Origin of the sequence: Streptomyces spororaveus (assembly GCF_016755875.1) — a bacterium.
In the GTDB taxonomy this organism is placed as follows: Bacteria; Actinomycetota; Actinomycetes; order Streptomycetales; family Streptomycetaceae; genus Streptomyces; species Streptomyces spororaveus.
Window position 1 is genome coordinate 3,244,348 of sequence record NZ_BNED01000005.1, and the last position, 18,682, is coordinate 3,263,029.

The following is an 18,682-nucleotide window of genomic DNA, read 5'->3' on the forward strand; positions in this document are numbered from 1 at the left end:
GTACGGGCCGGTAACCTCGGGCCATGAGCAAGCCGCCGCGCCTGACCCTGCCCGCCGCCGCCCGCGCGTACCTCCTCACCACCGAGCGCGGCGATTTCGCCGTGCACGAGGCCGGTGAGCCCGTACGCGGCACCGCCCTGCTGGTCCCCGGCTTCACGGGCAGCAAGGAGGACTTCATCGGCCTCCTGGAACCGCTGGCGGCCGCCGGGTACCGGGTCGTCGCCGTGGACGGGCGCGGGCAGCACGAGACCCCGGGACCGCGCGAGGAGGCCCCGTACGCCCTGGAGGAGCTGGCGCGCGACGTCCTCGCGCAGGTCCGCGCGCTGGGCGGGGACCGCGTGCACCTGGTCGGCCATTCCCTCGGCGGGCTGATCTCCCGCGCGGCCGTGCTGCGCGACCCCTCCCCCTTCGTCTCGCTCACCCTGATGAGCAGCGGGCCGGCCGCGATCTCCGAGGACCAGCAGGCCCGGACGAAGCTGCTGGTCGCCGCGCTGGAGGCGATGGGCGACGACATGCCCGGAATCTGGGCGGCGATGCGGGCGCACGATCCGCAGGACGCGGCCGCGGACTCCCCCGAGCTCGCGAGCTTCCTGCGCGAGCGGTGGCTGGCCACCGTCCCGGAGCAGCTGATCGTGACCGGCCGGACGCTGATCTCCGAGCCGGACCGGGTGGCGGAGCTGAGCGGCGTCGACCTGCCGAAGCTGGTCCTGTCGGGGGCCGTGGACCAGGCCTGGCCGGTGCCGCTGCTGGACGAGACGGCCCGGCGCCTGGGCGCGCGGCGGGTGGTCGTACCGGGGACGGATCACTCCCCGAACGCCGAGGACCCGGCCACGACGGCGCGTGAGCTGGCCGCGTTCTGGGACTCCTGCACCGGCGTGTAGTTAGCCAGTGAAAAAATTTCCTTAGCGTAGGGAATGATTGCGGCCTACACTTCGTTGGACCAGTGCAAGGAGAAACACTGACGAAGGGAGAAGCCCCGTGCGCTTCGAGATTCTGCGCCTGGACGACGTCGACGGGTCCGCCGTGGACAGCACCGTCGTCGACGCGGCCTCCGTCAACCGGATCGTGCAGCAGGCCGCATCGGTCGGCCAGCGCATTCTGATCCGACCGGCCGAGAGTGCGTCCTGCTGACGCATCGCACAAGACGTTGACGCCCCCGCACCGGTCCGGTGCGGGGGCGTTCGTATGAGCGGCCGGGCCATCGGGCGGCCGGGCGGGCGGCCCGGGGTCAGGAGCCCTGGACGACCTGGAGCACGCCGTTGATGATCTGCTGGACGGCGATCGCCGAGAGCATCATGCCCGCGAGCCGGGTGACGAGGACGACCCCGCCGTCCTTGATGACCCGGATGATCACCAGCGAGTAGCGCATGGTGATCCACAGCACGACGTGCATGGCCACGATCGCGGCCCACACCGAGACCTGCCCCGCTGCGCCGTCGGCCTTCTGGACGGCCAGGATCACCGACACGATCGCGCCGGGTCCGGCCAGCAGCGGCATGCCCAGCGGCACCAGGGCCACGTTCACGTCCTTGGTCTGCTTCGGCTCGTCGTTCTTGCCGGTGAGCAGGTCCAGCGCGATGAGCAGGAGCAGCAGACCACCGGCGATCATCAGCGCCGGGACGGAGACGTGCAGGTAGTCCAGGATCTGCTGGCCGCAGATACCGAAGACCGCGATGACACCGAAGGCCACGCAGACGGCCTGCCAGGCCATGCGGCGCTGCACCTTGACGGGGCGGCCGGAGGTCAGGGCGAGGAAGATCGGCGTGATCCCCGGGGGGTCCATAATCACAAAAAGGGTGAGAAAAAGGGATCCGAAGACGGCGAATTCAAACACAGTGATGCCTTGCAGAAGAGAGGGGTGTCGCGAAGAAGAAAAGTGGGACGGGTGGAGCGGGCCGGATCCGGCCGGTCAGCGCTCGCGTCCGCCGGCGCCCGGCACCGGGAAGGCCCCCGTCGCACGGCGCGTGATCTCGCCGTAGATCTCGGGGTCGGTCGTGAACTCCCCGAGGCGGCAGGTCTTGCGGCTGCCGTGGTAGTCGCTGGACCCGGTGGCCAGCAGGCCGAGGTCCGCCGCCAGGCCGCGCACGCGCGTGCGCGTGTCGGCGTCGTGGTCCATGTGGTCCACCTCGATGCCGTCCAGGCCCGCGGTCGCCAGTTCGGCTATCGCGGACTCGGAGACGCACCGTCCGCGCTTGACGGCGGCGGGGTGCGCGAGGACGGTGACCCCGCCCGCCGCCTTGACCAGGCGTACGGCCTCGAAGGGGTCGAGCTCGTGCTTCTCGGCGTACGCACGGCCGCCGTCGGCGAGCCACTCGGGCGTGAAGGCGTCCGAGACGGTGGGCACGACGCCCAGCTCGACGAGGGCGGTGGCGATGTGCGGCCGCCCGACCGAGCCGTCACCGGCGATCCTGGCCACCTGCTCCCAGGTGACGTCGACTCCGAGGTCCCGGAGCTTGCCGATCATGGCCCGGGCGCGCGGGGTGCGGTCGTCGCGGACGAGCTCCCGCTCACGGGCCAGCTCGGGCTCCTCGGGGTCGAAGAGGTACGCGAGCATGTGCACGCCGACCCCGTCGAGCCGGCAGGACAGCTCGGCCCCGGTCACCAGCGTCAGTCCGGCCGGCAGGGCCGCGAGGGCCTCGCCGTATCCGCGCACGGTGTCGTGGTCGGTCAGCGCCACCACGTCCAGCCCGGCGCCCGCGGCGTTGCGCACCAGCTCGGCGGGGGTGTCCGTACCGTCGGAGGCCGTGGAGTGGGCGTGCAGGTCGATGCGCACAGCCTGGCTCCATGGGTCGTACGTACGAACGGGGGACACTCCAGGATAACCGGGCCCGGGCACCCCTCAGGCAGGGCCCAGGATGCGGGGACTCAGGGCCCCGCACGGAACGAGCTCGACCTCGGCTCCCGCGTCACGCAGGTCGGTGAGGACGAGCTCGTCGTACATCAACAGGCCGGACTGCTCCGGCCAGACGATCGCCCACAGCCACAGGCCGCACGCCTCGCCGGCGAAGACGGCCCGGTCGTCCGGGCCGCCGCCCACGTGCCACAGGGGGGTCGGACGGCCCGCCGCGACCACCTTGGCGTGCGGTGGCGCCGATACGTCGATGGACGAGCCGGGGTCGACTCCGTCGATGCCCGCGTACCGCGCGCCCAGGCCGACACCCAGTTCCTCCGCGATCAGCAGCAACTCGCCGATCCCGCCGAGCGGGCCCGGGCCGGAGCAGGCCACCGCGGTCGCCCGGCCGCCGCTGCGGTCGTCACCGGCGGACGCGACCCCGGTGAACAGCCACCCCACCGGCAGCGGCCACGGCATCCACACCGGCACCCTGGCGCGGTGCACCATCACGCTCAGGCCTTCGACGCTCGGCGGGATGACGGGTTGCAGGGGGTGGACGGCACCGTGCACCGCGCACTGCCAGGAGTCGGAGAAAAGTCCGGGCGCCCTGACCCGGCCGCCGCACTTCGGGCAACTTGGTTCACCCCTCATAGGAAGCCACGCTCCTCCCCGCCCGGCCCCCAGTCAAGGCACGCTCACCCGTCCGGGCCCTCAGTCCAGGGCGACGGCGCTACGCAAAGGGTCCCGCAGGTCCGTTCCGCGCGCGAGCCAGCGTTCCTGGAGCGCGGCCGCTCCGTGCACGCGCTTCCAGGCGGCCTCGTTCGCCGTCATCGGCAGCAGGGGCAGGAAGTGCACCGGGTCCATGGGTTCGTCGAGCTCCAGGTCCTCGACCAGGCCGCCCGGTTCCGCCACGAGGACGGAGCTGAAGGGGGCCCCGTCCCAGAGCGGCGCGCCCACGTCCAGCGAGGCCCCGGGGGCCACGATCAGCCCCTCGACCTGCGGAGACGCGGCCAGCACCGCGAGCGGCCGCAGCAGTTTGTCGGTGGCCGCCAGTCCTCCCCGTACGGTCAGCACCAGCTCGGCGCGCGGGCCCCGTACGGGGTCGGCGACCACGGCGGTCGGATCGGTCATCGGGTGCGCGGACATCCCGAGGGTCGCGTACCGCACGAGGTCGCCCTCGGCGAAACGGAGTACCTCGATGCGGTCGGTGCCCAGGAAGGTGACGGCGGCGCGTGCGTCGGGTTCACCGAACGCCGTACGCAGCCGGGCCTCCACGAGAGCCAGAATTTCTGCCATGAAGCGAGCATAGAACTCGTATCAGCCGGGTAAAGGGCGGGTCTTGACCATCCGTCGGCTGATAGTGTTGACAGCTGTTCGGGGCCGCACGCAGAAGCGGTGTTTCAGCGCCCCGGCGACAGGACGTCCCTCACGGGGGACCGGCCGGAGGAGGTGGGGCTGCGGTGGACCGAAGTCGATCGTGCAGTACCAATCGCTCTTCCACTTCTGTGACGGGCGCATCCCGCCCCCTTTGATCTGCTCGATCCCCTGATCCGCCGATCAGTAGAAGAGCGACGGCAGAACGTTGTCCTCCCGTCCTGTTCCCTCCCTGCCCGGGCCTGCCCGCCCGCCTGCGGAGGAGGGTCTCCCACCCGTACGGTCCGCAGCCGTGCGCGAGAAGGAGCCTGCCATGTCGATGCTGCCCTACCTGCGTGCGGCCGTTCGTCCCGCCCTGCGCAGGGCCACCCCCGTACAGCCCGGCTACGACACCACCCGCGACCCGTCGGCGAGCAGCGCGGTGGTCGACTGCGCCGTGTACCGCGACGGGCGCCGGATGCTGGGCCCGGCGTGTCTGACGCCCCGTGAGGCGATCCGCCGGGTCCGCGAGGACGGCGGGTTCGCCTGGATCGGGCTGCACGAGCCGACGGAGGCCGAGTTCGCGGGGATCGCCGCCACCTTCGGGCTTCACCCGCTGGCCGTGGAGGACGCGGTGCACGCGCACCAGCGGCCGAAGCTGGAGCGCTACGACGACACCCTCTTCACCGTCTTCAAGACGATCCACTACGTCGACCACGCCGAACTGACCGCCACCAGCGAGGTGGTGGAGACCGGCGAGGTGATGTGCTTCACCGGCCCCGACTTCGTCATCACCGTCCGGCACGGCGGACAGGGATCCCTCAAGGGCCTGCGCCACCGCCTCCAGGGCGACCCGGACCTCCTCGCGAAGGGCCCCTCGTCGGTCCTGCACTCCATCGCCGACCACGTGGTCGACGGCTACATCGCGGTGGCCGCGGCGGTGCAGGACGACATCGACGAGGTGGAGAGCGAGGTCTTCGCCGCCCCCGCCAAGGGCAGCGCGCGCGGCGGCGACGCGGGCCGCATCTACCAGCTCAAGCGCGAGGTGCTGGAGTTCAAGCGGGCGGTCTCACCGCTGCTGCGCCCGATGGAGCTGCTGAGCGAGCGGCCGATGCGGCTGGTGGACCCGGACATCCAGAAGTACTTCCGCGACGTCGCCGACCACCTGGCCCGGGTGCACGAGCAGGTGGTGGGCTTCGACGAGCTGCTGAACTCGATCCTCCAGGCCAACCTCGCCCAGGCGACGGTCGCCCAGAACGAGGACATGCGCAAGATCACCTCCTGGGCGGCGATCATCGCCGTGCCGACGATGATCTGCGGCGTGTACGGGATGAACTTCGAGCACATGCCGGAGCTCCACTGGCGCTACGGCTATCCGATGGTGATGGCCGCGATCGCCGCCTCCTGCTTCACCATCCACCGCGCACTGCGCCGCCACGGCTGGCTCTGAGGGAGCGACCCCCTACGCTGTCGGCATGACTCTCAGCACGCTCGACCTGGCCCTCGTCGAGGAGGCCACCAAGAAGTCCGGCCTGATCTGGGTGCGCGGCGGCGGGGCCGACCGCGCCCTGTGGCACGCCTGGGTGGACGGCGCGGCCCACGTACTGGGCGACGGGCCCGGCGAACAGCCGTTCCCGGGGCTGGCGGACGGCGCGAGTGCCGAGGTGACCGTACGGAGCAAGGACAAGGGCGGCCGGCTGGTGGCCTGGACGGCGACGGTACGGGAGCTGCCTCCGCGGGGCGAGGAGTGGGCGGCGGCCGTCGCCGAGCTCAAGGGCAAGCGGCTGAACGCGCCCGACTCGGAGGACATGACCGAGCGGTGGGCGCGGGAGTGCCGGCTGCTGCGGCTGGAGCCGGAGTCGGTCCGCGCCGGCCTGCCGGACGGCTCGCTGGCCGCGACTCCGCTGCCGTCCCCGGCGACGACCCGCCGGGCGATCCCGGCGGGCCTGCCGAAGCTGCTGCTGAAGCGCAGGAAGGCCGCCCGGGGTTAGGGGGTACCGGCGTACCGCCGGCCACGGGTGAAGGTGCGGTCCCGGACCGCTCAGGGCTTGGTCGGGTTCGCGCCCTGGCCGGAGCTCTTGGAGGGGGCGGGGGCGCCGCCCGCGTCCTTGGTCGTCGGCAACTGGGACCCGTAGTCGACCGTCTGGTCCTGAGCGGGCGCCTCCAGCGGGAACGTCTTGCCCCACTCCGCGAGTTCGACCCTGCCCGCGCCCCCGGCGCGCTCCATGAGCAGCGGGTACGGGGTCCCCTCCAGCGATACCGACAGCTTGCCGCCCTTGCCCGCGTCGGCCGTGACCTGGACCGCGCGGGTGTGCCCGACCTTCGTGTACGAGCCCTTGGCGAGCTTGCCCTCCAGCCCGAGCAGCCCGTCCAGCAGCACGTCCATGTCCGTGAAGCCGCGGAACTGCTTGTACGAGGGGTCGCCCTCGGGCACCTTCACGTACTTGTCGCCGAGCTTGCCGGCCGAGTCGGACTGGCCCCAGAACGCCGCGCTCGCCTTCAGGTAGAGCTGCTCCCCCACGCGCAGCAGCTGGAAGGTGTCGTCGTTGGACTTCACCTCGCCGGAACCGCCGTCCGCCTTGAGCCGCATGTCGAGGGTGAAGGACTTGCCGCCGCTCACCAGCGTGCCGGACAGGTGCACCGAGTCGGCCTCCGTCGCGGCCGCCTTCGCCTTCGCCTCGATCTTGTCGGCGGACAGCTTGCCGACACCGTTCGTGCCCTCGTCGGGGTCCTCCCCGCAGCCCGTACCGGTGACGGCGAGGCCCGCGCACAGCACACCGATGAAGGCGGCCCGGCGCAGCCGCGCGGCAGGGAAGTAGGCGGTCACGGGCGGGTGCCTCTCGTCGGTCGTCTGCGAGCGTCAGGCAGCGTACCCGCCCGTAGCGCGCGCCCCGCGACCGCGCCCCGGTGAACACCGACCCCCGGCCGGACCGCCCCACCAGGACGCTTTCCCCGGGCACGGGCTAGCCTGAGGGGCGGCACGACTCTTGATCGACGCACTAGGAGGCGCTCGGATGGCTGCAGGCGCCCCGCGGATCTTCGTCTCGCATCTGTCGGGTGTGCCCGTCTTCGACCCCAACGGCGACCAGGTCGGCCGGGTCCGCGACCTCGTCGCGATGCTCCGGGTCGGCGGCCGGCCGCCGCGGCTGCTGGGCCTGGTGGTCGAGGTCGTCAGCCGGCGCCGGATCTTCCTGCCCATGACCCGGGTCACCGGGGTGGAGTCCGGGCAGGTCATCACCACCGGTGTGATCAACATGCGGCGGTTCGAGCAGCGCCCGACCGAACGCCTGGTCCTGGGCGAGCTGCTGGACCGGCGGGTGACGCTGGTCGCGAGCGGCGAGGAGGTCACCGTCCTGGACGTGGCCATCCAGCAGCTGCCGGCCCGCCGGGACTGGGAGATCGACCGGATCTTCGTACGGAAGGGCAAGTCGGGAGCGCTGCGCCGGCGCGGCGAGGCCCTGACGGTGGAGTGGTCGGCGGTCACGGGCTTCTCGCTGGAGGAGCACGGGCAGGGCGCCGAGAACCTGGTCGCCACCTTCGAGCAGATGCGCCCGGCGGACGTGGCGAACGTCCTGCACCACCTGACGCCGAAGCGGCGCGCCGAGGTGGCCAACGCCCTCGACGACGACCGGCTCGCGGACGTGCTGGAGGAGCTGCCCGAGGACGAGCAGGTGGAGATCCTCGGCAAGCTGAAGGAGGAGCGCGCCGCCGACGTCCTGGAGGCGATGGACCCGGACGACGCGGCCGACCTGCTCTCCGAGCTGCCGGAGGACGACAAGGAGCGGCTGCTGACGCTGATGCAGCCGGACGACGCGGCCGACGTGCGCCGCCTGCTGTCCTACGAGGAGAACACCGCCGGCGGTCTGATGACCACCGAGCCGATCGTGCTGCGGCCCGACGCGACGGTCGCCGACGCGCTGGCCCGCGTACGGCAGGCGGACCTGTCGCCTGCGCTGGCGGCGCAGGTGTACGTGTGCCGGCCGCCGGACGAGACGCCGACGGGCAAGTACCTGGGCACGGTGCACTTCCAGCGGCTGCTGCGCGACCCCCCGTTCACGCTGGTCAGCTCGATCGTGGACACGGACCTGCCGCCGCTGCGCCCGAACGCCTCGCTGCCCGCGGTGACCACGCACCTCGCCGCCTACAACATGGTGGCGGTGCCGGTGGTCGACGAGAGCGGCTCGCTGCTGGGCGCGGTGACCGTGGACGACGTGCTGGACCACCTGCTGCCGGACGACTGGCGGGAGACGGACTTCCATTCCGAGGAGGCCGTGGGTGGCCGCTGAACGAGGACGCTTCGACCGGGGGCGGGGCGAGCAGGCGCGCGAGCGGCGCCGCGAGCAGATCCGGGAGCGGCGTGAGCAGGCGCGGACGCAGGCGCGCGAGCACGGGCTGGCGGCGGAAGCGGCGGAACGTTCCGGCGAGCGCGCGGGGAGGTCCTCGGGCGCCGGGTCGAGCGCGCTGACGCGCTCGCGGGTGCGCCTGGACCTGCCGCGCGCGCCGCGCCGGTCGCTGCTGCCCGAGTACGACCCGGAGGCCTTCGGGCGGCTCTCGGAGCGGGTGGCGCGCTTCCTGGGCACCGGCCGGTTCATCGTCTGGATGACCCTGGTCATCATCGTCTGGGTGCTGTGGAACATCTTCGCGCCCGACGACCTGCGGTTCGACCCCTACCCGTTCATCTTCCTGACGCTGATGCTGTCGCTGCAGGCCTCCTACGCGGCTCCGCTGATCCTGCTCGCGCAGAACCGGCAGGACGACCGCGACCGGGTCACCCACGAGCAGGACCGCAAGCAGAACGAGCGGTCCATCGCCGACACCGAGTACCTGACCCGGGAAATCGCCGCCCTGCGGATGGGCCTGGGCGAGGTGGCCACCCGCGACTGGATCAGGTCCGAGTTCCAGGACCTGATCAAGGAGATGGACGAGCGGCGTCTATTCCCCGCCGAACGTGATGAAGGCGACCGCTGACGGGCTTTCCCGCGGCCTGCTACCGAGCCGTACCATCGGGGCATGGCTACCGACACAAGCTCCGCCGCCGTGCCTGGGCAGGACGCGATCCTGGACGCACTGGCGACGGTGAACGACCCCGAGATCCACCGGCCGATCACCGAGCTCGGCATGGTCAAATCGGTGGAGATCGGTGAGGGCGGCGAGGTCGCCGTCACGGTCTACCTCACGGTGTCCGGCTGTCCCATGCGCGAGACCATCACCAAGAACGTCACCGAGGCCGTCGAGAAGGTCGCGGGCGTCACCTCCGTCGCCGTCACCCTCGACGTGATGAGCGACGAGCAGCGCAAGGACCTGGCCGCCACGCTGCGCGGCGGCACCGCCGAGCGCGAGGTGCCCTTCGCCAAGCCCGGCTCGCTGACCCGCGTGTACGCGGTCGCGTCCGGCAAGGGCGGCGTCGGCAAGTCCTCCGTCACGGTGAACCTGGCCGCGGCGATGGCCGCGGACGGCCTGAAGGTCGGCGTGGTCGACGCGGACATCTACGGTCACAGCGTGCCGCGCATGCTGGGTGTGGACGGGCGTCCCACCCAGGTCGAGAACATGATCATGCCGCCGTCGGCGCACGGCGTGAAGGTCATCTCCATCGGCATGTTCACCCCGGGCAACGCCCCGGTGGTGTGGCGCGGGCCCATGCTGCACCGCGCCCTCCAGCAGTTCCTGGCGGACGTGTTCTGGGGCGACCTCGACGTGCTGCTGCTGGACCTGCCGCCGGGTACGGGCGACATCGCGATCTCCGTGGCCCAGCTGGTGCCGAATGCGGAGATCCTCGTCGTCACCACGCCTCAGCAGGCCGCGGCCGAGGTCGCGGAGCGGGCCGGCTCCATCGCCGTGCAGACCCACCAGAAGATCGTCGGTGTGGTCGAGAACATGTCGGGCCTGCCGTGCCCGCACTGCGACGAGATGGTGGACGTCTTCGGCTCGGGCGGTGGCCAGAAGGTCGCCGACGGCCTGACCAAGACGGTCGGCGCGACGGTGCCGGTGCTGGGGTCGATCCCGATCGACGTGCGGCTGCGCGAGGGCGGCGACGAGGGCAAGCCCGTCGTGCTGTCCGACCCGGACTCCCCGGCCGGTGCGGCCCTGCGCGCGATCGCGGGCAAGCTGGGCGGCCGTGCGCGCGGTCTGTCGGGCATGTCCCTGGGCATCACCCCGCGCAACAAGTTCTGACCGTCCGCACCACGGGGAAGGGCGCCGCTCGCCGAGCGGCGCCCTTCCGCGTACCGGTCCCCGTGACCTGTTACCCGTTACCCGTCACTGGTACGAGCCGAGGTCCGCGATCGCGGAGAACCCCAGACCGTAGGCGCTCATCCCGCGGCCGTAGGCGCCCAGGTGGACGCCGCTCCCCGTGGAGCCGGCCAGCACCCACCCGAACTCCGACTCGCGGTAGTGGAACGGCGTCGGCTCCCCGTCCACCGGCAGCGACAGCGTGGACCAGTCCTCACCGGCCAGGTCGTCCGCCAGTTCCCAGGCGGCCTCGGTCTGCTGGTCCAGCCAGTCGTCGCGCAGCGAGTGGTCCATCTGGCCGGGCCAGCTGTACGCCAGGAGTCCGGAGCCGGCCAGCCAGGCCGCCGAGGCGACCGAGGTGGCCTCCAGGACGCCGGTGCCGTCGCCGCTGCGGCGCAGCGGGTTGCTCGCCACGGTGATGACCACCGCGAAGCGCTCCTTCTCACCGGTGGCGATCTCGCCCCGGGCGGAGGGCTCGTCGCCGTGGCCCGTGGATCCGTGCTCCACCGTGCCGTCGGCGGCCACGGCGACCTGCATGAGCCAGCGCGGGCCGGTGAAGGCCCCGTCCAGCCCGTACCAGGGGAAGTCGGCCGCCAGGAACCCCTCGGCCGTCCGGCGGGCCGCCGGTACGGGCGCTGGGGGCTCCTGTGGCTGTGTATCGCTGTGTGGGCCGGTATCCGGCTCCTGGGCGGGTGCGGCGGCGGGGGCGGGGGCCTCCGCGGTCTGCGCCCCTACCCGGCTGCTGCTCGTCGTCTCCATCTGGGCGGCCTCTCGTTCCGTGGGGTCCGGAACGGCCCTCCCCCTCGCTGTGCTGGGGGGACCCCCTCCCTCGGGCGTCCTGCGATCCGGACAGATGGAGGATAGCCATCCGACCGCGGATCGCCGGGCAGGCCGCGCGTCAGGTGGCGTCGGCGTCGAAGCGCGAGCGCTCGTCCGGGGCGGGGGCGGCGGGCTTCTTCAGCAGATCCGGGCCGGTCACCGCGGGCGTGGCGGCCGCGGCCGGGGCGGCACCGGCCTCCGAGCTCTTCACGGCGTCGGAGACGTCGCTGAGCTCCTTGCGGAGGTCGAAGCTGGTGCGGATCTCCTTGAGGTCCTCGTTCTCGGTCAGCTGCTTGCGGATGAAGGTCTTCGGGTTCAGGTCCTCGAACTCGAAATCCTTGAACTCCGGGCCGAGTTCCGAGCGGATGTCGTGCTTCGCGCTGTCCGAGAAGGCCCGGACCTTGCGGATGAAGCCCGTGACGTCCTGAATGACCTTGGGCAGCTTGTCCGGTCCGAAGACGAGGATGCCGAGCACCACGATCGTGACAAGTTCGAGTGCGCCTATGTCGTTGAACACCTTGCCGCTCCTCGGCTCTCTCTCACTTCGGGCCCCGACACACGGTACCCGGCGTTGTCCGCGGGCCCATACCTGTGTACCGCGTCCGCGGCCGGTTTCTCCCGGCTGTCATCCCCTGCTCATGAGCCGTTCGCCGATCCGAGGACCACTTCCAGTGTGCTTTCGCGGCCCCCGCGGAGAACGGTGAGGGTCAGCGCGTCGCCCGGGCGGTGGGCCCGGATCCTGATGATCAGCTCGTCGCCGCCGCAGACCCGCTGGCCGTCCACCTTGGTGATCACGTCCCCGGCCCGGATCCCGGCGCGCGCGCCCGGCCCGTCGGCGACGACGGACGGCTTGCCGTCCTCGCCCTTGTCCCCGACCCGGGCCCCGTCGCCCGTGTAGTCCATGTCGAGGGTGACCCCGATGACCGGGTGCGTGGCGCGGCCGGTGCGGATGAGCTCCTCGGCGACCCGCTTGCCCTGGTTGACGGGGATGGCGAAGCCCAGGCCGATGGAGCCGCCCTGCCGGGTGGGATCGTCCTTGTCGGCCCCGCGGATCGCGCTGTTGATGCCGACCACGTGGGCTTTCGCGTCGAGGAGCGGGCCGCCGGAGTTGCCCGGGTTGATGGGGGCGTCGGTCTGCAGTGCGTCGACGTAGCTGATGTCGCTGCCGTCGCCCTTGTCGCCGCCCGCGGTGACGGGCCGGCCGGTGGCGCTGATGATGCCCGCGGTGACGGTGTTCGACAGGTCGAAGGGCGCGCCGATGGCCACCACCGGGTCGCCGACCTTCACGTTCTCGGAGTTCCCCAGGCTCAGCGGCTGGAGCCCGCGCACCCCGCCGACCTTGACCACGGCCAGGTCGTAGCCGGAGTCGCGGCCGACCAGCTCGGCGGTGACGCTCTCGCCGGTGCTGAAGGTGACCGTTATCTCCTGGGAGTCGGCGACGACATGGCTGTTGGTCAGGATGTGCCCCTGCTGGTCGAGCACGAAGCCGGTACCCGTACCGCTGCCCTTCGTGCCCCGTACGTGCAGGGTCACCACCCCGGGCAGTGCGGTGGCCGCGATCCCGGCCACGCTCTCGGGGGCCCGGCCCTTGTCGGCCGCGGCGGCCTGGGGCAGTTCCAGACGGGTGTTGCTCCGCCGCTCGGCGAGCACGCCGAGGTAGCCGCCGATGCCGCCGGCGAGCAGGGCCGTACCGAGGCTGAGGGCCACCACCTGCCACAGCCGGATCCGCGGCGGCCGGCCGCGGTCCACGACCTGCAACGGCACGGCGCCCCAGGGGTCGTACCGCGTCACGGCGACCGCGGGCGGGACGTTGCCCGACGCGCCGGGGGCCCGCGCGTCAGGAGCCGACCCGTCCGGGGCCGGGGTCCGGGCCGGGACCGCGTCCTGCACGCGGTCCTCGTCCCCGCCCGCGGGCCGCGGCGCGGGCACCCCTGCGCGGCGGCCGTCCCCGGCCGTCTCCTCGGGCCGGCTCCACCACTGCGGAGCCGGGTCGGTCTGCTGCCTGTCGGCCATGGGCGCTCCCCGCGTACCTATGCGCATGTGCCGCAGATTCAACCAGGTCCCGCGTCAGCGCAGCAGGGAGACCGGACGGGCCGGGTGCTGCGGGGTGGGCTGGAGCGGCGGCAGCGGGGTCGCCACGGCCGACAGGAGGGTCGGGACGGCCGCGGGGGTGGGCAGGCTGTCACGGGCCCCCGGATCGGCCACGGGAAGGGCGGGACCGGTCCGGGAGGCCGGAGCCGGCGGATCACCCCGCAGGTTCGGGTCGGCCTCCAGCGGCAGGGCACCACCGAGCGCGAGCGCTGCCAGGGAGACGGCCCCGGCGGCGACGAAGGCGAACCGGCGGCGCGGACGGCCCATCTCGTGGATGCGGAAGCCCTCCTGCGGTCTGGGCCGGGCGGCGACCGGCAGCCCGTACGCGAACGCCTCGAAGGGATCGGTCCCCGCGGAGCCCGCCCGGTCGCCCGGACGTCCGGGACCGGTGGAGCCGGCGGGCCCCGACAGCCCCGGCAGACCCGTCGGATCGTCGAGGCCACCGCCCGGCAGCCCCTGCAACCGCGCCAGCAGCCCCGCGGACAGCGGCGGCGGCGCGCTCTCCACGAACATGGTCTTCAGACGGCGCTGCGCATCGGCCTCGGCCTTGCATCTGGCACAGGTCGCCAGGTGCGCCAGGACCCGGTCGCGGGCGTCGTGTTTCAGCTCCCCGTCCACCAGGGCGGCAAGCCGGTCGCCCAGGTGCTGTTCGGCGGGGGACGGACTGGCCTCGCTCACTCGGCTCCGCCCTCTCCCCCGGCGCCCGGGGCGCCCATCGCCACTCCCGCCAGCGCGCGCTGCTCGGCACGCGCCTGCGGGGACCGGTGCTTGAGTGCCTTGCGCAGGTGCGACCGGCCCCGGTGGATACGGCTGCGCACGGTGCCGAGCTTCACGCCGAGCGTCGCGGCGATCTCCTCGTACGACAGGCCCTCGATGTCGCACAGCACCACGGCCGCACGGAACTCGGGGGCGAGGGTGTCCAGCGCCTGCTGCACGTCCGCGTCGAAGTGGGTGTCGTGCAGGACCTGCTGCGGGGACGGCTCGCGGCTCGGCAGCCGGTCGGCCGCGTCGTCGCCGAGCGCGTCGAAACGGATCCGCTGCTTGCGGCGCACCATGTCCAGGAAGAGGTTCGTGGTGATGCGGTGCAGCCAGCCCTCGAAGGTGCCGGGCGTGTACGTGGACAGCGAGCGGAAGACGCGGACGAAGACTTCCTGCGTCAGGTCCTCGGCATCGTGCTGGTTACCCGTCAGACGGTAGGCAAGGCGGTAGACCCGCGCGCTGTGCGTGCTGACGATCTCCTCCCACGAAGGAGGGGTCCACGCCTGGGAGCCCGCATCGGCGGCGAAGGACGCGGTGGTTGCGGCGTCGGCGGTGTGGAAGCGGTCAGCAATGTAGGTCACGGATTTCGGCTCACCCGCCGACCAGAAGAGGCGTCTCAGTACGCCCCCACGATCCACAGGCGCAGCCGCACCTCCCCTGTCGGCTCTGGTGGTGTCCAGTGGAGTCCCTACCATAGCCACCCCCTCTGTCAGCTCCGGATAAGCGTTTTTGCAGTATCTTTACGCGAGACTTAAGCCCTGGTGCGGTCCTGGCCGTCGATCTGCCCGGCCCCGTCCCTTCTCGTCCCGCCTCCACCCTTCACAACGCCCGGTCCCATCTGCGGGTTCCCGACGTCAACGGATACAGTCACCGTTGCGCCAACTATGGGGACAGGAGAGGGTCATTACCGGCAACCGGCAGACGAGCTGGGCGTTCGCCGACGCGTTTGTCGCCGAGGACGACGCTCTGCGATGGGCCCGCGACCGGTCCAGGGAAGCGGGCCTGAGGTCCGTCTCCCCCGGCACCGGGGCCGCGCTGCGCCTGCTGGCCGCCACCGCGGACGCCAAGGCGGTCGCCGAGATCGGCACCGGGACCGGGGTCTCCGGCATCCACCTCCTGCACGGGATGCGCCCCGACGGGGTGCTGACCACCGTGGATCCCGAGGCGGACCGGCAGGCCTTCGCCCGCCAGGCCTTCCGCGCCGCCGGCTTCGCGGGCAACCGCGCCCGCTTCATCCCGGGCCGCGCCCTCGACGTGCTGCCGCGACTCGCCGACGGCGGATACGACCTCGTCTTCTGCGACGGGGACCCCTCCGAGTCCCTCGACTACCTCGCCGAATCGTTGCGGCTGCTGCGCCCCGGCGGACTGGTGTGCTTCGAGGGGGTCTTCTCCGACGGCCGTACGGTCGACTCCGCGGCCCAGCCGGTGGAGGTGCTGCGCGTCCGCGAGCTGCTGCGCAGCGTCCGCGAGAGCCCGGCACTGGAGGCCGCGCTGCTCCCGGTGGGCGACGGGCTGCTCTGCGCCGTGCGCCGCTGAGCCCCGGGAATCAGTTCAGGAGGGCGAAGGCGAGGGCCGCCGTGCCGCCCAGCGCGGTGCCGGCCAGGAGCTGGGCCGGGGTGTGCGCCTTCAGCACCAGCCGGGACCAGCCCACGGCGGCGGCGATCAGCGCCGCCGGGAGCACCGCGGGCCCGAGGACGAGCAGCAGGATCATCACGGTGCCGCCGGCCACCGACATGTGGATCGATATCTGCCAGACGACCGTCACCAGCAGCGAGGACACGAGGCCCACGAGCATCGCGACGACGAGCGCGAAGACCTCCCGGGGCGCGCCCAGCACGTGCAGGAGGGTGATCCCGGCGATGACGGAGACCAGGCTCAGGGCCATCGGGACGACCCGCTGGCGCCGTACCCGGATGTGCTGGTCGGTCAGCGCGCCCCGGCGGACGCCGAGGGCGATGATCCCGATCGGTACGACGCCGCAGAACAGGGCGGCGAACAGGCCCCAGCCGAGCCCCGCCCGCGAGGTGGTGCTGTGCCATCCGACGAGCAGGAGCAGCGCGACCACCAGGTTGGCCGGCGCCAGCGCGTCGGACAGCACCCGGGCGGCCTTCTGGCGGGGGGTGCAGTCGGCGAAGGCGGGCGGCGCGGGCGGCGTGAAGGTCACGGACGGCTCCGGAATGCTCGGGTCCACGGACGGCGACACAACACTGCCCCGGCCGCGGATCGCGGTCGGGGCAGCGCAGAGAATGCAGAAATGCAGAAGGTGGAAGTGCTGTCAGTGTCCCCTGGGGGTCAGCCGACGACCTTCTTCAGGGCGTCACCCAGGGCGTCCGCCTCATCAGGGGTCAGCTCGACGACAAGCCGACCGCCGCCCTCGAGCGGTACGCGCATGACGATGCCCCGCCCCTCCTTGGTGACCTCGAGCGGGCCGTCGCCCGTCCGCGGCTTCATGGCCGCCATGCTCGTTCCCCTTCCTGAAACCAGCTCATCGTCAGCCGACGGCCCCGTTCAGGCGCCTAATACCCGGCATCGAACACATTGCTTCCCAGCCATTATCCCGCATGTCAGGACCCGATGACCAACATCACCCGGGAACGCTTGGGCAACGCGCTCGGCCAAAACCACTCATTTCGGGGATCCGCCTGCGATACTTCGCCGCCGCACCAGGGAACCGGCATCGGCTTACTTTGACGCACATCACATGTGCGGGCCACGTCCGGTCCGCCATGCTGACCTCTGTACCGGACAGTACCGACCGGTAGCCAAGCCCGCGACGAAGGGGGACCCCCCAGCCATGGCCGACAGCGTGCTCTACGAAGTGACCGACGGACTCGCGACCATCACGATCAACCGCCCGGACGCGATGAACGCGATGAACACCGAGGCGAAGGTCGCCCTGCGCGACGCGGTCCAGGCGGCGGCCGCCGACACCGCCGTACGGGCCGTGCTGCTCACCGCGTCCGGGAACCGGGCCTTCTGCGTGGGCCAGGACCTCAAGGAGCACATCGGGAACCTCGCCTCGGACCGCGAGACGGGCACCTCCCTGACGATGACCACGGTCGCCGACCACTACAACCCCATCGTGCGGGCGCTCACCGAGATGCCCAAGCCCGTGGTGGCCGGGGTGAACGGCGTCGCGGCCGGTGCGGGCTTCGGCTTCGCGCTGGCGGCCGACTTCCGGGTCGTCGCCGACACGGCCTCCTTCAACACCTCGTTCGCCGGGGTGGCGCTGACCGCCGACTCCGGGGTCTCGTGGACCCTCCCCCGTCTGATCGGCGCCTCCCGCGCCTCGGACCTGCTGCTGTTCCCGCGTTCGGTCAAGGCCCAGGAGGCGTACGAGCTCGGCATCGTCAACCGCCTCGTGCCCGCGGACTCCCTGCACGCCGAGGCGGAGGCCGTGGCCCGCACGCTGGCCGCCGGCCCGACGGTCGCGTACGCCGCGCTGAAGGAGTCCCTGGCCTACGGCGCCTCCCACACGCTCGCCGAGGCCCTGGCCCACGAGGACACCGTCCAGACGCGCGCGGGGGCCTCCGAGGACCACGCCATCGCCGTCCAGGCCTTCCTCGCGAAGCAGCCGCCGAAGTACCTGGGCCGCTGAACGGTTCTCCCGCGTTCCGGCCGGGCCCGGGGGCGTCCGGGTCAGGCCGGGTCGCGGGAGACGCAGTCGGCCAGGTGGTCGTTGACCAGCCCGCAGGCCTGCATCAGGGCGTAGGCCGTCGTGGGGCCGACGAAGCGGATGCCGGCCTTCTTCAGGGCCTTGGCGAGGGCCGTGGACTCCGGCGTGACCGCCGGGACCTCGGTGACCGTCAGCGGGGCCGGGCCCGGCTCCTCGGGCGCGTGGGACCAGATGAGGGTGTCCAGCTCGCCCGGCTCCCACCCGGCGAGGACCTTCGCGTTGGCGAGGGTCGCGTCGATCTTGGCCCGGTTGCGGATGATCCCCTCGTCGGCCAGCAGCCGCGCGGCGTCGCGGTCGTCGAACTCCGCGACCGCCGCGATCGAGAAGTCGGAGAAGGCCTTACGGAACCCCTTGCGGCGGCGCAGGATGGTGATCCAGGACAGCCCCGACTGGAAGGCCTCCAGGCACAGCCGCTCGTAGAGGGCGTCGTCCCCGTGGACGGGACGGCCCCACTCGGTGTCGTGGTAGTCGACGTAGTCCGGCGTAGACAGCCCCCACGGGCAGCGCAGCAGCCCGTCCGCGCCCGCGAGCGAGCCGCTCACCGCTCCTCGCCGCCCTTGGTGAGGTCGACGTGCCCGGGCGCGTCCGACGGGGCCGCCGCGGGCGCCGCCGCGGCCGTCAGCTGCGCGATGCGCGCGTCCCGCTCGGCCAGTTCGGCCGCGAGCCGCTCCAGTACGTCGTCCACCTCGGCCATGCGGTACCCGCGCGGGGCGACCGGCAGCCGCAGCGCGTCGATGTCGGCCCGTACGACGGGACGGGTCTCCGGCAGGCCGTCCGCGACCCGGTCCGGCTCCGCTTCCGGCAGGACGGCCTCCGAACCGCCGCCGATCACCGCCAGGGTGACCGCTGCCACGACCACGACCAGCGCGATCATCAAGAAGAAGAACACGATCAACTCCCCTGAGAGACTCCGGCCACCAGGT

23 protein-coding genes are annotated in these 18,682 nt (G+C 72.2%); 9 read left to right on the forward strand and 14 right to left on the reverse strand.

The window, feature by feature from the left end; translation table 11 throughout:
• The first annotated feature begins 23 nt into the window (after positions 1-23).
• Positions 24-881 carry an alpha/beta fold hydrolase gene (locus Sspor_RS16680; protein ID WP_202199851.1) on the forward strand — a complete coding sequence of 286 codons (858 nt, stop codon included), beginning with the start codon at positions 24-26 and terminating at the stop codon, positions 879-881.
• Between the two features lie 97 nt (positions 882-978).
• Positions 979-1,131: a DUF8834 family protein gene (locus Sspor_RS16685; protein ID WP_202199852.1), complete on the forward strand. Its 153-nt coding sequence runs from the start codon at positions 979-981 to the stop codon at positions 1,129-1,131.
• Between the two features lie 97 nt (positions 1,132-1,228).
• Here the strand turns inward: Sspor_RS16685 and Sspor_RS16690 are convergent, their stop codons facing one another.
• The 4 genes from Sspor_RS16690 to Sspor_RS16705 all read right to left on the reverse strand — a co-directional run bounded on the left by Sspor_RS16690 (position 1,229) and on the right by Sspor_RS16705 (position 4,129).
• The gene (locus tag Sspor_RS16690; protein ID WP_202199853.1) at positions 1,229-1,834 is read right to left on the reverse strand and encodes a MarC family protein; all 606 of its coding nucleotides are present in this window, start codon (positions 1,832-1,834) and stop codon (positions 1,229-1,231) included.
• 75 nt (positions 1,835-1,909) lie between these two features.
• Entirely contained in the window at positions 1,910-2,773 is an 864-nt protein-coding gene (locus Sspor_RS16695) for a PHP domain-containing protein (protein WP_202199854.1), read from the reverse strand.
• A gap of 66 nt (positions 2,774-2,839) precedes the next feature.
• On the reverse strand, positions 2,840-3,484 hold the full coding sequence (locus tag Sspor_RS16700) for a DUF6758 family protein (protein ID WP_202199855.1): 645 nt from the start codon (positions 3,482-3,484) through the stop codon (positions 2,840-2,842).
• Positions 3,485-3,544: 60 nt separating this feature from the next.
• Positions 3,545-4,129, reverse strand: a complete 585-nt coding sequence (locus Sspor_RS16705; protein WP_202199856.1) for a suppressor of fused domain protein — start codon at positions 4,127-4,129, stop codon at positions 3,545-3,547.
• Positions 4,130-4,520: 391 nt separating this feature from the next.
• On the opposite strand from Sspor_RS16705, the gene Sspor_RS16710 reads away from it, so the two are divergent.
• Entirely contained in the window at positions 4,521-5,636 is a 1,116-nt protein-coding gene (locus tag Sspor_RS16710) for a magnesium and cobalt transport protein CorA (protein ID WP_202199857.1), read from the forward strand.
• Positions 5,637-5,661: 25 nt separating this feature from the next.
• Positions 5,662-6,177 (forward strand): hypothetical protein, encoded by a 516-nt coding sequence (locus tag Sspor_RS16715; RefSeq protein WP_202199858.1) that lies wholly within the window; start codon positions 5,662-5,664, stop codon positions 6,175-6,177.
• A 50-nt stretch (positions 6,178-6,227) separates the two neighbouring features.
• Here Sspor_RS16715 and Sspor_RS16720 read toward each other — a convergent pair whose 3' ends face one another.
• Positions 6,228-7,013, reverse strand: coding sequence for a hypothetical protein (locus tag Sspor_RS16720; RefSeq protein WP_237403889.1), 786 nt, complete (start codon positions 7,011-7,013; stop codon positions 6,228-6,230).
• Between the two features lie 187 nt (positions 7,014-7,200).
• On the opposite strand from Sspor_RS16720, the gene Sspor_RS16725 reads away from it, so the two are divergent.
• The 3 genes from Sspor_RS16725 (at position 7,201) to Sspor_RS16735 (ending at position 10,357) form a co-directional block, all read left to right on the forward strand.
• Complete coding sequence (locus Sspor_RS16725; protein ID WP_030764689.1) at positions 7,201-8,472, forward strand: magnesium transporter MgtE N-terminal domain-containing protein; 1,272 nt, start codon at positions 7,201-7,203, stop codon at positions 8,470-8,472.
• A gap of 106 nt (positions 8,473-8,578) precedes the next feature.
• Positions 8,579-9,154, forward strand: a complete 576-nt coding sequence (locus Sspor_RS16730; RefSeq protein WP_033219039.1) for a DUF1003 domain-containing protein — start codon at positions 8,579-8,581, stop codon at positions 9,152-9,154.
• 42 nt (positions 9,155-9,196) lie between these two features.
• Positions 9,197-10,357, forward strand: coding sequence for an Mrp/NBP35 family ATP-binding protein (locus Sspor_RS16735; protein WP_237403890.1), 1,161 nt, complete (start codon positions 9,197-9,199; stop codon positions 10,355-10,357).
• Between the two features lie 84 nt (positions 10,358-10,441).
• Here the strand turns inward: Sspor_RS16735 and Sspor_RS16740 are convergent, their stop codons facing one another.
• The 5 genes from Sspor_RS16740 to sigE form a co-directional block, all read right to left on the reverse strand.
• Positions 10,442-11,173: a hypothetical protein gene (locus Sspor_RS16740; RefSeq protein WP_202199859.1), complete on the reverse strand. Its 732-nt coding sequence runs from the start codon at positions 11,171-11,173 to the stop codon at positions 10,442-10,444.
• Positions 11,174-11,312: 139 nt separating this feature from the next.
• Positions 11,313-11,750, reverse strand: a complete 438-nt coding sequence (locus tag Sspor_RS16745; RefSeq protein ID WP_202199860.1) for a sec-independent translocase — start codon at positions 11,748-11,750, stop codon at positions 11,313-11,315.
• A 119-nt stretch (positions 11,751-11,869) separates the two neighbouring features.
• Entirely contained in the window at positions 11,870-13,246 is a 1,377-nt protein-coding gene (locus tag Sspor_RS16750; RefSeq protein WP_202199861.1) for a S1C family serine protease, read from the reverse strand.
• A gap of 54 nt (positions 13,247-13,300) precedes the next feature.
• On the reverse strand, positions 13,301-14,002 hold the full coding sequence (locus Sspor_RS16755; protein ID WP_202199862.1) for a zf-HC2 domain-containing protein: 702 nt from the start codon (positions 14,000-14,002) through the stop codon (positions 13,301-13,303).
• The gene (gene sigE / locus Sspor_RS16760) at positions 13,999-14,778 is read right to left on the reverse strand and encodes an RNA polymerase sigma factor SigE (RefSeq protein WP_202199863.1); all 780 of its coding nucleotides are present in this window, start codon (positions 14,776-14,778) and stop codon (positions 13,999-14,001) included. The genes Sspor_RS16755 and sigE overlap by 4 nt, the downstream gene beginning before the upstream one ends.
• A gap of 178 nt (positions 14,779-14,956) precedes the next feature.
• Here sigE and Sspor_RS16765 point away from each other — a divergent pair, with 178 nt between their 5' ends.
• Positions 14,957-15,619, forward strand: a complete 663-nt coding sequence (locus Sspor_RS16765) for an O-methyltransferase (protein WP_030385883.1) — start codon at positions 14,957-14,959, stop codon at positions 15,617-15,619.
• A 10-nt stretch (positions 15,620-15,629) separates the two neighbouring features.
• Here Sspor_RS16765 and Sspor_RS16770 read toward each other — a convergent pair whose 3' ends face one another.
• Together Sspor_RS16770 and Sspor_RS16775 are read right to left on the reverse strand one after the other, a co-directional pair.
• The gene (locus Sspor_RS16770) at positions 15,630-16,247 is read right to left on the reverse strand and encodes a hypothetical protein (protein WP_202199864.1); all 618 of its coding nucleotides are present in this window, start codon (positions 16,245-16,247) and stop codon (positions 15,630-15,632) included.
• Between the two features lie 128 nt (positions 16,248-16,375).
• A complete protein-coding gene (locus Sspor_RS16775; protein ID WP_003966491.1) occupies positions 16,376-16,543 on the reverse strand; it encodes a DUF3117 domain-containing protein in 168 nt (55 codons plus the stop codon).
• 334 nt (positions 16,544-16,877) lie between these two features.
• On the opposite strand from Sspor_RS16775, the gene chcB reads away from it, so the two are divergent.
• Positions 16,878-17,681 (forward strand): 2-cyclohexenylcarbonyl CoA isomerase, encoded by an 804-nt coding sequence (chcB, locus tag Sspor_RS16780; protein WP_202199865.1) that lies wholly within the window; start codon positions 16,878-16,880, stop codon positions 17,679-17,681.
• Positions 17,682-17,722: 41 nt separating this feature from the next.
• On the opposite strand, the gene Sspor_RS16785 is transcribed toward chcB, so the two are convergent.
• Both Sspor_RS16785 and Sspor_RS16790 read right to left on the reverse strand, forming a co-directional pair.
• The gene (locus Sspor_RS16785; RefSeq protein ID WP_202199866.1) at positions 17,723-18,301 is read right to left on the reverse strand and encodes a DNA-3-methyladenine glycosylase I; all 579 of its coding nucleotides are present in this window, start codon (positions 18,299-18,301) and stop codon (positions 17,723-17,725) included.
• A complete protein-coding gene (locus Sspor_RS16790) occupies positions 18,298-18,654 on the reverse strand; it encodes a DivIVA domain-containing protein (protein WP_202199867.1) in 357 nt (118 codons plus the stop codon). Before Sspor_RS16790 ends, Sspor_RS16785 begins: the two co-directional genes overlap by 4 nt.
• Positions 18,655-18,682 lie beyond the last annotated feature (28 nt).